Genomic DNA, 9,426 nt, shown 5'->3' with positions numbered 1-9,426 from the left:
GGCGCTCGCAGCGACGCGTTCTTCTTCGACTTCGACGGCGTCAAGAACCTGTTCGACACCTCGGGTACGCGCAACTTCACCTCCCCCACCTCACCGCACTTCGACGGCCCGCCGCCGTGGACGGGCGTCGATTCCAACACCGAGGCCAACGTTTTCTCGACGGTGATCGAACTGCCAACCGAGCAGCTGGGCGCCAATCCGGTAATCCGCATCTGGGGACGCTGCAGCCTTCGCCGCGACGGCGAGCTGCTTCACGTCGACCGCGCGGGACACCCGTCAGTGAGCAGCTTCTTCAACACCGACGACACCAAACTGGAGTACAACGCGAGCGAACCCGTCAACGATCGGGACCGCTGGCTCGACCAGTTCGTCCACCTGATGGGGCACACCGGCAACTACACGCGCGACGAGGCCATCACGGCAATCGACAAGGAAGGCACGCTTCCGGACATGTTGACGTTCAACCCGTCCGAGCCTGCGAAATACCCGAACGGACGGGTGTTCACCGACGACGTCATCGACTACCGGCTGGCGTTCCTGTCGAAGGGCGAGATTCCGCCGTCGGGGCTCTCACCGCACACGGACACGCTCTCGGAGTTCCCGTACCTGGGCACCCCGCACTAGTCCGTCAGTCGAATTGCGGCGGCTCGGTGCGGGTGCGCTTGAGTTCCCAGAAATGGGGATACGACGCGAAGGTCACCGACGCGTCCCACAGCTTGCCCGCCTCTTCGCCGCGAGGGATGCGGGAGAGCACAGGCCCGAAGAACGCGACGCCGTTGACGTGAATCGTCGGCGTGCCGACGTCGTCGCCGACGGCGTCCATGCCGGCGTGGTGGCTCTTGCGGATCGCGTCGTCGAACTTGTCGGTGTTGGCCGCGTCGGCGAGCTCGGCGGGAAGGCCGACTTCCTCGAGTGATCCCTTGATCACATCGTCGAAGTCCTTGTTGCCCTGGTTGTGGATACGTGTGCCCATCGCCTTGTACAGCGGCGCAAGCACCTCATCGCCCTTGTCCTGCTCCGCGGCCATCAGCACCCGGACCGGCTTCCACGCCTCCTTCAGCCTGTCGCGGTACTCGTCCGGCAGGTCCTCTTTGTTCTCGTTGAGCACGGCCAGGCTCATGATGTGGAAGTTGGTCTCGATGTCGCGAACCTTCTCGACCTCGAGAATCCACCGGGACGTGATCCAACACCAGGGGCACAGCGGGTCGAACCAGAAATCGGCTTGCGATTTAGCCGGGGCCTTTTCAGCCATTTAGAGTCCTCTCAGGCGTGATGTGGGCAGCCTTCCATTCAGCACAACTACCACCAGCATGCACGTGTTCCCGATCCCGTTATGTTGGACCCGTGGCACTTCCGAACCTCACACGTGACCAGGCGATCGAACGCGCGGCTCTCGTCACCGTCGACAACTACAAGATCGAGCTCGACCTCACCGACGGCCACGGCGCGCCCGGCGAGACCACGTTTCGGTCGCTGACGACGGTGACGTTCGACGCGACCGCCGGCGCCGACACCGTCATCGATATCGCCGCCGATACCGTACGCAGCGCAACACTCAACGGAGTCGACATCGACGTCTCCGGGTACGACGAATCCACCGGCATCACGCTGAACATCGCCGACGAGCACAACGTGCTGATCGTCGACGCCGACTGCCTTTATTCGCACACCGGCGAGGGCCTGCACCGGTTCGTCGACCCGGTCGACGACGAGGTGTACCTGTACTCACAGTTCGAAACCGCCGACGCCAAGCGGATGTTCGCGTGCTTCGATCAGCCTGACATCAAGGCGACGTTCGACGTGATCGTGACCGCGCCCGAGCACTGGCAGGTGGTGTCCAACGGCGCCGAAGCCTCCACGACGGAGCGTGAGGGCGCCACAGTGCATGTCTTCGCGACCACGCCGCGCATGAGCACCTACCTTGTCGCGCTGATTGCCGGTCCATACGCGCGTTGGGACGACCTGTACGCCGACGAGCACGGCGAGATCCCCCTCGGCATCTTCTGCCGCGGGTCGCTGGCCGAGTTCATGGACGACGAGCGGCTTTTCACGCAGACCAAGCAAGGCTTCGGCTTCTACCACGAAAACTTCGGTGTCCCTTACGCGTTCGGTAAGTACGACCAGCTGTTCGTCCCCGAGTTCAACGCCGGGGCGATGGAGAACGCCGGCGCGGTGACATTCCTCGAAGACTATGTGTTCCGTAGCAAGGTGACTCGCGCATCATACGAGCGGCGCGCCGAGACTGTACTGCACGAGATGGCGCACATGTGGTTCGGCGATCTCGTCACCATGCGCTGGTGGGACGACCTCTGGCTCAACGAGTCGTTCGCTACGTTCGCGTCGGTGCTGTGCCAAAGCCGCGCAACGGAATTCACCGAGGCGTGGACGACGTTCGCCAACGTCGAGAAGTCGTGGGCGTACCGGCAAGACCAGCTGCCGTCGACGCACCCGGTGGCCGCGGACATCCCCGATCTCGCCGCCGTCGAGGTCAACTTCGATGGGATCACCTACGCCAAGGGCGCCAGCGTGCTCAAGCAGCTGGTCGCCTACGTCGGGCTCGACAACTTCCTGGCCGGACTGCGCGATTACTTCCGGGCACACGAGTTCGACAACGCGACCTTCGACGATTTGCTGAGCGCGCTCGAAAAGTCTTCTGGCCGAGATCTTTCCGATTGGGGTAGCCAGTGGTTGAAGACCACCGGGCTCAACACGCTACGCGCCGAATTCGACGTCGACGAGAACAACCGGCTCACCCGGTTCGCCATTCGGCAGAGCGGAGCCGAACCCGGCGCCGGCGAAACCAGAGTGCACCGCCTTGCAGTCGGGATTTACGACGACGACGGCATGGGCAAGCTCGTGCGCGTGCATCGCGAGGAGCTTGACGTCGAGGGTGAGTTGACGGAAGTACCTGTGTTGGAGGGTGTTTCACGCGGCGAACTGGTGCTGGTCAATGACGACGACTTGACGTACTGCTCGCTGCGGCTCGACGACCAGTCATTGGCGACGGCGCTGTCCCGCATCGCTGACATCGACGACCCACTCCCGCGCACGCTGGTGTGGTCGGCGGCATGGGAGATGACCAGGGAAGCCGAGCTGAAGGCCCGCGACTTCGTGGCATTGGTGTGCGAGGGCATACCCGCCGAGACAGAGGTCGGGGTGGCCCAGCGGCTGCTGTTGCAGGCGCAGACCGCGCTAGGCTCCTACGCCGAACCCGGGTGGGCCTGCGCGGAGGGATGGCCGATGTTCGCCGACCGGCTCCTGGAGCTGGCGCGCGCGGCCGAACCCGGTTCCGATCATGAACTGGCCTACATCAACGCGTTGTGCACGTCGGTGCTGCAGCACCGGCACATCGAGGTGCTGGCCTCGCTCCTCGACGAGGACCACGGCCAGCAGGGCCTCGTCGGGCTCGTCGTCGACACCGACCTGCGCTGGCGCATCGTCAGCGCGCTCGCCAGATCCGGAGTCGTGGACGCCGACGGCCTGGAGACACCGTTCATCGATGCCGAGGCGCAGCGCGATCCAACGGCCACCGGCAAGCGCAGCGCGGCCGCCGCCGCGGCAGCGCGACCCCAGCTGGTGGTCAAGGAGAAGGCATGGACCGACGTCATCGAAGACGACACGCTGCCCAACATCGTCGGGCGCGCGATCATCGGTGGGTTCGCCGCGCCTGGTCAGGGCGAATTGCTGCAGCCGTTCACGTCGCGCTACTTCGAGGCGATTCCCGGCGTGTGGGAGCGGCGGTCGAGTGAGGTCGCGCAGACCGTCGTGATCGGGCTCTATCCCAGCTGGGACATCAGCGAGGACGCAGTCGCGAGGGCCGGCGAGTTCCTCAGCGACGAGTGGCCGCCCGCGCTGCGGCGCCTGGTGCTCGAAGGAAAAGCCGGAGTCGAGCGCGCGCTGAGAGCCCGCAGCTTCGACGCGTTCTAGCGCCGTCCGCGCCGCCGCGAAATGGAATTCCGTGTAGTAATCCACGCGGATCTACTACATGGAATTCCATTTCGCGAAGCTCAGCAGCAATCAGGGCGGGGAGATGCCGGCGCTGAGCACCCGGACGGCGCTGATCAGGCCGTCCATCAAGTTGCCGTCCTTGAACGACGACGCGGCGGCCGCAACCCCGAGCGGCGCGGCCGATTCGGCACCGCGGCCCTTCACGCCTTCGCCATAGACGACCTCGATGACGTGCTCGTTCGGCGAAACCGCGAGCAGCACAGCGTCATTGGGCGTGGGCACCTGCGCAAGAATCTCTCGCGCGCGCGTCGCCGAATTCGGGCCGAGCTCACCAATGTACACCGCCATCCGCGCCTTCGACCCTCGCGAGCCGTAGGTCAGCGCGTCGTCGAGCGTGACCAGATCCTCCGTCGAAAACGGGTAGTGCACCGACAATTCGCCGGGCTCTGTGACTCCGGAGATGCGTCCGCTCGACGTGATGACGAACCCGTACGGCAGATCGGGCTCGTCCAGCGTCGCGAGCTCACCACTTGCCACTGGCGCCACCTCCGATCTTCAGCTCGTGGGATCCGTGGCCGTGCGGGTTGCCGACATGCTCGCCGGTCGCTGCCCACAGGATCGGCTCATGCGTCCACGGCTCCGACATCTTGTAGCTCGCCGCATGCGGGCCCTTCCGAGACCAGATGAGAGCGGCCAGGATAACGACCAGCGCCAGCGGAATACCCACGAACAACGCGTGGACCATGAGAACGCTCACGAGCCAAACCGTAGCAGTCGGAATGAAGCCGCGTGAGCCGACGTGACGAGCAAAAAGCTACGCCGCACCCTCGCCCAGGTATCGCTCCCAGGCGGGGTCGAGTTCTTTCACCGTGGACAGCAGCCGCCAGTGCTGACCCTTCGGCGTGGACGGGATCGCGCGCAGCGTCCAGCCGAGCTCGGTGAGCAGCCGGTCGGCTTTGCGGTGGTTGCATGGCGAGCAGCTGGCCACGCAGTTCTCCCAGGTGTGGCCGCCCCCGCGGCTGCGCGGCACCACGTGGTCGACGGTGTCAGCCTTGGCGCCGCAGTAGGCGCACCGGAACCGGTCGCGGTGCATCAACGCCGCGCGAGTCATCGGGATGCGTGCCCGGTACGGCACCCGGACATAAGAACGCAGCCGGATCACCGACGGCACCTGGATCGAACGCGTCGCGGAATGAATCACGGGACCGGAGGGGTCGTCATGCACCACGTCGGCCTTCCCGCACAGCAGCATGACGACGGCGCGCCGCATCGGAAGCGCGGTCAGCGGTTCGAAGGTCGAGTTCAGCAACAAAACCCGGCGGCGGCCCCATAGCGACCCGGATTCGGGCGCGGGATGGGCGTCGACGGAGTGCATGACGCGCTCAACGAGCGGGCCGGATCGCCGGCCCTTCTTGCCATGCGCCATGTCACCTCCGCCGATCAGTCCACCATGAATAGCGACATAGTGCACGACATTTCTGAGCGTGTTCGCAGGTCAATTGGTGAACACCGGGTGACGAGCGCGATGCCCCACAATGGAGGCGATGGATTCCACAACCCAGCAATCGTTCTACGACGCGGTCGGTGGCGCCGAGACCTTCCACAAGATCGTCTCGACGTTCTATGCCCTGGTCCGTGAGGACGAGATCCTGCGTCCGCTCTATCCCGACGACGAACTGGACGCGGCTGAAGTGCGGCTGCGGATGTTCCTCGAGCAGTACTGGGGCGGGCCGCGCACCTATTCCGACCAGCGCGGCCACCCACGCCTGCGGATGCGGCATGCGCCGTTCCGGATCGGGCCGTTCGAGCGCGACGCGTGGCTGCGGTGCATGCACACAGCGGTGGCGTCGATCGACGCGCAGACCCTTGACGACGAGCACCGCGCAGAGTTGCTGGCCTACCTGGAGATGGCCGCCCATTCCATGGTCAACTCGGCCTTCTGAGCCTCAACCCGCCTTGGTTGGGTCGATCATAGGGATGTCGGGGGGGACCTCGCCCTTGCGCGTGTACGTCGTCGGCGTCTCCGTCACCGCGCCCTTGTCCTTGCAGCCGTCGTCGAGCGCTGTGGTGATCGACTTGCCGGCCAGACTTCCGTCGGGCTGCGGCATCAGACGCGTCACGTGGTGAGCCTTCGTCGACCCTGCCGCGGGCGCGCCGTCCGCGAGTTGACATTGCATCTCGTCGTCCTGGGCCCATTCCCACGCGCCGTTGACAAAGTGGTAGACGCGCTGGTTCGGGGGCATCTCGGCGACGTTGGTGTTGGCATCGTTGAGCTTCGTGCTGGTGGCCACGCATCCGGCCGGCATGCAGGCCGACCGAAAGGCCCACCACTGCGTGATCGGCTGGCCCGCTGAGCGCGGCGCACCGTTGTAGGTGCTGTGGGGCCCGTCGACGAACTGCAGATACAACCCGTCGAACACCGGATCGGCGCCCGGCGACGACGACGTCGCCGCGGGAACCGAGCCCGTCAACGCAGTGCTGTGAGCCGACGAGCCCGTGGACGCGTTCTGGCCCGCCGAGCACGCAAGGCAAAGGACGCCGACCGCCGTGGCGAGGAACCCGTGGGCCGCTGCCGTGTGAATACGCGTCGTCATATCGCTGAGTCTGCCAGTCAGGGGGCCACGCATGATCGCACCGATCCGTCGTATGTGCGCCCGCTGGTGGGGGCTCGGCGCCCGTTGAATGCCTAGCCTTCCATTACGGCACAATGGTCGCTCGTGGGTGACCTCAGTGGCCGGCCGTGGTGGTCACGTGCAGTCTTCTATCAGGCGTATCCACGTTCGTTTCTCGACAGCAACGGCGACGGCGTCGGCGATCTCAACGGCGTGGCGGCCAAGCTCGACTACCTCGCGCTGCTCAGCATCGATGCGATCTGGCTGAACCCGGTGACGGTGTCACCGATGGCCGATCACGGCTACGACGTCGCCGATCCGCGGGATATCGATCCGCTCTTCGGTGATCTGGAGGCGCTCGACGCGTTGGTCGAAGGGGCACACGCGCGCGGAATCAAAGTGACGATGGACCTCGTCCCCAACCACACCAGCTCCCAACACCCGTGGTTTCAAGCGGCGTTGGCTGCCGGGCCCGAGTCGGCGCAACGAGAGCGGTACATCTTCCGCGACGGACGCGGAGCCAACGGCGAACTGCCCCCGAACAATTGGGTGTCGGTCTTCGGCGGGCACGCCTGGACCCGGGTCACCGAACCCGACGGCAACCCCGGGCAGTGGTATCTGCATCTCTTCGATGCCGAACAGCCAGACCTGAATTGGGAGAACCCCGAGGTGTTCGAGGACCTCGAAAAGACATTGCGGTTTTGGCTGGAGCGCGGGGTCGACGGGTTCCGGCTGGACGTCGCACACGGCATGGCCAAGCCTCCGGGGTTGCCCGACATGAAGAACCCCAACCTGCCGATGCTGACGCTCGACGACGACGACCCGCGGTTCAACCACGACGGAGTCCACGAAATCCACCGCGGGATCAGACGAGTGCTCAACGATTACCCGGACGCGGTCGCGATCGGCGAGATCTGGGTGTTCGACGACAACGACTTCGGGAAGTACCTCAGGCCCGACGAATTGCACATGGGTTTCAATTTCAGGCTGGTGCGAACCAAGTTCGACGCGGCGGACATCCGAGCCGCGATCGAGCATTCTCTGCAAGCGGTTGCACGCGTCGACGCCGCCCCGACCTGGACGCTGTCCAACCACGACGTCGAGCGGGAAGTCACCCGGTACGGCGGCGGCGCGGCCGGGCTGGCGCGCGCGCGGGCGATGGCATTGGTGATGCTCGCGCTGCCCGGCGCCGTGTTCATCTACAACGGGGAGGAACTCGGCCTGCCCAACGTCGACCTTCCCGACGAGGCGCTGCAGGATCCCGTGTGGCGCAGGTCCGGCAGCATTGAGCGGGGCCGCGACGGCGTGCGGGTGCCGATGCCCTGGAGCGGCGACGAACCTCCGTTCGGGTTCTCGGACAATCCCGACACTTGGCTGCCGATCCCGCCGGAATGGGCGCAACTCACGGTGGCTAAGCAGCTTTCGGACCCAGACTCGACGCTGACGTTCTTCCGCACAGCGCTGCAATTGCGGCGCGAACGCGCCGAACTCGACGGGTCGACGCTGGAGTGGCTCAAGGCACCTGCGAACGTGCTGATCTTCCGGGTCGTCGATGGCGGCCTGGTCTGCATCCTCAACGCCGGAGCTGATGCTGTCGAATTGCCCTCAGGCAAGGTGCTTTTGGCCAGTGCTCCGCTGGTCGACGGGATGCTGCCGCCGGATTCCGCCGCGTGGCTGGTGCGATGACGGTGTTATCGGAGCTGACGCGCTTGCGGGAAGCGTTGGGCCGCAGTCTGTTCGGTATGATCGCGGGACCAGACGGCCCCACGAACCGGGCGCGCATCCATCACACCCCGGGCCCGCGCTGGTTCGCCGAGGACCGCCCAGTCCGGCGGGTACACGCCGACGCATCGATGTTCGTCGGCGGCCTGCGGGCACTGTTGTTGCAGTCGTTGCATCCGCTGGCGATGGCCGGCGTCGCAGAGCATTCCGATTATCGGGGTGATCCGTGGGGACGGCTCCAGCGCACCAGCACCTTCCTCGCAGTGACCACCTACGGCACTGCCGATGACGCCCAACGTGCCGTTGACCGCGTCCGCGGAATCCACCAGCGGGTCCGGGGATTCGCTGCCGACGGCAGGCCCTATCATGCTGCCGATCCCCACCTTCTGGAGTGGGTGCACATCGCTGAGGTGGACAGCTTTTTGCTCGCCCATCAGCTGTACGGCGCCGAACCGCTCGACCAAGACGGCCGAGACGGCTACGTCGGCGACACGGCGAGAGTCGCCGAGGCGCTCGGCGTCCTGGACCCTCCACGCACCGAACGCGAACTGGGCGACCGGATCGACGCTTACCGCGCTGAGTTGCACGGCACCGCTGCGGCGCGCGACGCCGCCAAGTTCCTGCTGCTCACGCCACCCTTGCCGCTACCAGCCCGCGGCCCCTATGCCGTGCTGTCGGCAACTGCGGTGGCGATGTTGCCGTCCTGGGCGCGAATGCCGTTGCGGCTGCCTTACTTTCCCCCGATCGAAAACACCGCGGTCCGGATGAGCGGGCGTGTGTTGGTCAGCGGTATCCGATGGGCGCTAGCCGCGAGCCGACCTACGCCACCCCCACCCGCTTGCGGGGGAGCACGTTTGTCCGGGCTAGGCGGCTACCAATAACGCCCGGCGTGCCATTTGCCCGAGACGGTCTTTTGACCGCCAGAGGCGACCGGCGGGACTGTCGTCGATACGGGCCGCTGAGTCGAGTCGGCGGGTTGGGCAACCACCACAGCGCCCGCGCCAGGGGCCTGCTCCGAGGACGCCGCAGCGAACAGCAATCCACAGGCCACCGCGGCTGCCGTCAGCGACAGCGACACCATCGTCAACGTCCGACGATGAAGCTGGGTCAACGATCGCAAGGACATCATTCGTTGCCTTCCCAA

The 9,426-nt window shown here is 65.7% G+C and carries 11 protein-coding genes; 5 read left to right on the top strand and 6 right to left on the bottom strand.

Going from position 1 to position 9,426, the window contains the following annotated elements:
- On the top strand, positions 1-624 hold a 624-nt coding region (locus QOH60_RS10905; protein ID WP_526420047.1), incomplete at its 5' end, for a DUF4331 family protein.
- Positions 625-628: 4 nt separating this feature from the next.
- Here QOH60_RS10905 and QOH60_RS10900 read toward each other — a convergent pair.
- Entirely contained in the window at positions 629-1,252 is a 624-nt protein-coding gene (locus QOH60_RS10900) for a mycothiol-dependent nitroreductase Rv2466c family protein (RefSeq protein WP_526420045.1), read from the bottom strand.
- Positions 1,253-1,344: 92 nt separating this feature from the next.
- Between QOH60_RS10900 and pepN the strand changes: the two genes are divergently transcribed.
- A complete protein-coding gene (pepN, locus tag QOH60_RS10895; protein WP_526420043.1) occupies positions 1,345-3,927 on the top strand; it encodes an aminopeptidase N in 2,583 nt (860 codons plus the stop codon).
- Positions 3,928-4,017: 90 nt separating this feature from the next.
- Here pepN and QOH60_RS10890 read toward each other — a convergent pair whose 3' ends face one another.
- The 3 genes from QOH60_RS10890 to QOH60_RS10880 form a co-directional block, all read right to left on the bottom strand.
- Positions 4,018-4,485, bottom strand: a complete 468-nt coding sequence (locus QOH60_RS10890; RefSeq protein WP_526420041.1) for a DUF5130 family protein — start codon at positions 4,483-4,485, stop codon at positions 4,018-4,020.
- Positions 4,472-4,693 carry an aa3-type cytochrome oxidase subunit CtaJ gene (ctaJ, locus tag QOH60_RS10885; RefSeq protein ID WP_526420057.1) on the bottom strand — a complete coding sequence of 74 codons (222 nt, stop codon included), beginning with the start codon at positions 4,691-4,693 and terminating at the stop codon, positions 4,472-4,474. Before ctaJ ends, QOH60_RS10890 begins: the two co-directional genes overlap by 14 nt.
- A gap of 69 nt (positions 4,694-4,762) precedes the next feature.
- Positions 4,763-5,374: an HNH endonuclease signature motif containing protein gene (locus QOH60_RS10880; RefSeq protein ID WP_526420055.1), complete on the bottom strand. Its 612-nt coding sequence runs from the start codon at positions 5,372-5,374 to the stop codon at positions 4,763-4,765.
- 109 nt (positions 5,375-5,483) lie between these two features.
- Between QOH60_RS10880 and QOH60_RS10875 the strand changes: the two genes are divergently transcribed.
- Entirely contained in the window at positions 5,484-5,891 is a 408-nt protein-coding gene (locus QOH60_RS10875; protein WP_526420039.1) for a globin, read from the top strand.
- A gap of 3 nt (positions 5,892-5,894) precedes the next feature.
- Here the strand turns inward: QOH60_RS10875 and QOH60_RS10870 are convergent, their stop codons facing one another.
- Complete coding sequence (locus QOH60_RS10870; RefSeq protein WP_526420037.1) at positions 5,895-6,542, bottom strand: Rv2253/PknI dimerization domain-containing protein; 648 nt, start codon at positions 6,540-6,542, stop codon at positions 5,895-5,897.
- A gap of 123 nt (positions 6,543-6,665) precedes the next feature.
- On the opposite strand from QOH60_RS10870, the gene QOH60_RS10865 reads away from it, so the two are divergent.
- Positions 6,666-8,246, top strand: a complete 1,581-nt coding sequence (locus QOH60_RS10865) for a glycoside hydrolase family 13 protein (RefSeq protein WP_526420035.1) — start codon at positions 6,666-6,668, stop codon at positions 8,244-8,246.
- Complete coding sequence (locus tag QOH60_RS10860; protein WP_526420033.1) at positions 8,243-9,163, top strand: oxygenase MpaB family protein; 921 nt, start codon at positions 8,243-8,245, stop codon at positions 9,161-9,163. The genes QOH60_RS10865 and QOH60_RS10860 overlap by 4 nt, the downstream gene beginning before the upstream one ends.
- Here the strand turns inward: QOH60_RS10860 and QOH60_RS10855 are convergent.
- Positions 9,154-9,408, bottom strand: coding sequence for a hypothetical protein (locus QOH60_RS10855; RefSeq protein ID WP_526420028.1), 255 nt, complete (start codon positions 9,406-9,408; stop codon positions 9,154-9,156). The genes QOH60_RS10860 and QOH60_RS10855 overlap by 10 nt on opposite strands.
- Between the last annotated feature and the right edge of the window lie 18 nt (positions 9,409-9,426).

It is taken from the genome of Mycobacterium sp., from assembly GCF_032159765.1.
In the GTDB taxonomy this organism is placed as follows: domain Bacteria; phylum Actinomycetota; class Actinomycetes; order Mycobacteriales; family Mycobacteriaceae; genus Mycobacterium.
Note: the sequence above shows the minus strand (reverse complement) of the source record. Positions and strands in the feature narration are given on the sequence as shown.

Bases quoted from the DNA above. Each gene is read 5' to 3' on its own strand.
- QOH60_RS10900 (WP_526420045.1), bottom strand. From the start codon at position 1,252: ATGGCTGAAAAGGCCCCGGCTAAATCGCAAGCCGATTTCTGGTTCGAC.
- ctaJ (WP_526420057.1), bottom strand. From the start codon at position 4,693: ATGGTCCACGCGTTGTTCGTGGGTATTCCGCTGGCGCTGGTCGTTATC.
- QOH60_RS10880 (WP_526420055.1), bottom strand. From the start codon at position 5,374: ATGGCGCATGGCAAGAAGGGCCGGCGATCCGGCCCGCTCGTTGAGCGC.
- QOH60_RS10875 (WP_526420039.1), top strand. From the start codon at position 5,484: ATGGAGGCGATGGATTCCACAACCCAGCAATCGTTCTACGACGCGGTC.
- QOH60_RS10870 (WP_526420037.1), bottom strand. From the start codon at position 6,542: ATGACGACGCGTATTCACACGGCAGCGGCCCACGGGTTCCTCGCCACG.
- QOH60_RS10860 (WP_526420033.1), top strand. From the start codon at position 8,243: ATGACGGTGTTATCGGAGCTGACGCGCTTGCGGGAAGCGTTGGGCCGC.
- QOH60_RS10855 (WP_526420028.1), bottom strand. From the start codon at position 9,408: ATGTCCTTGCGATCGTTGACCCAGCTTCATCGTCGGACGTTGACGATG.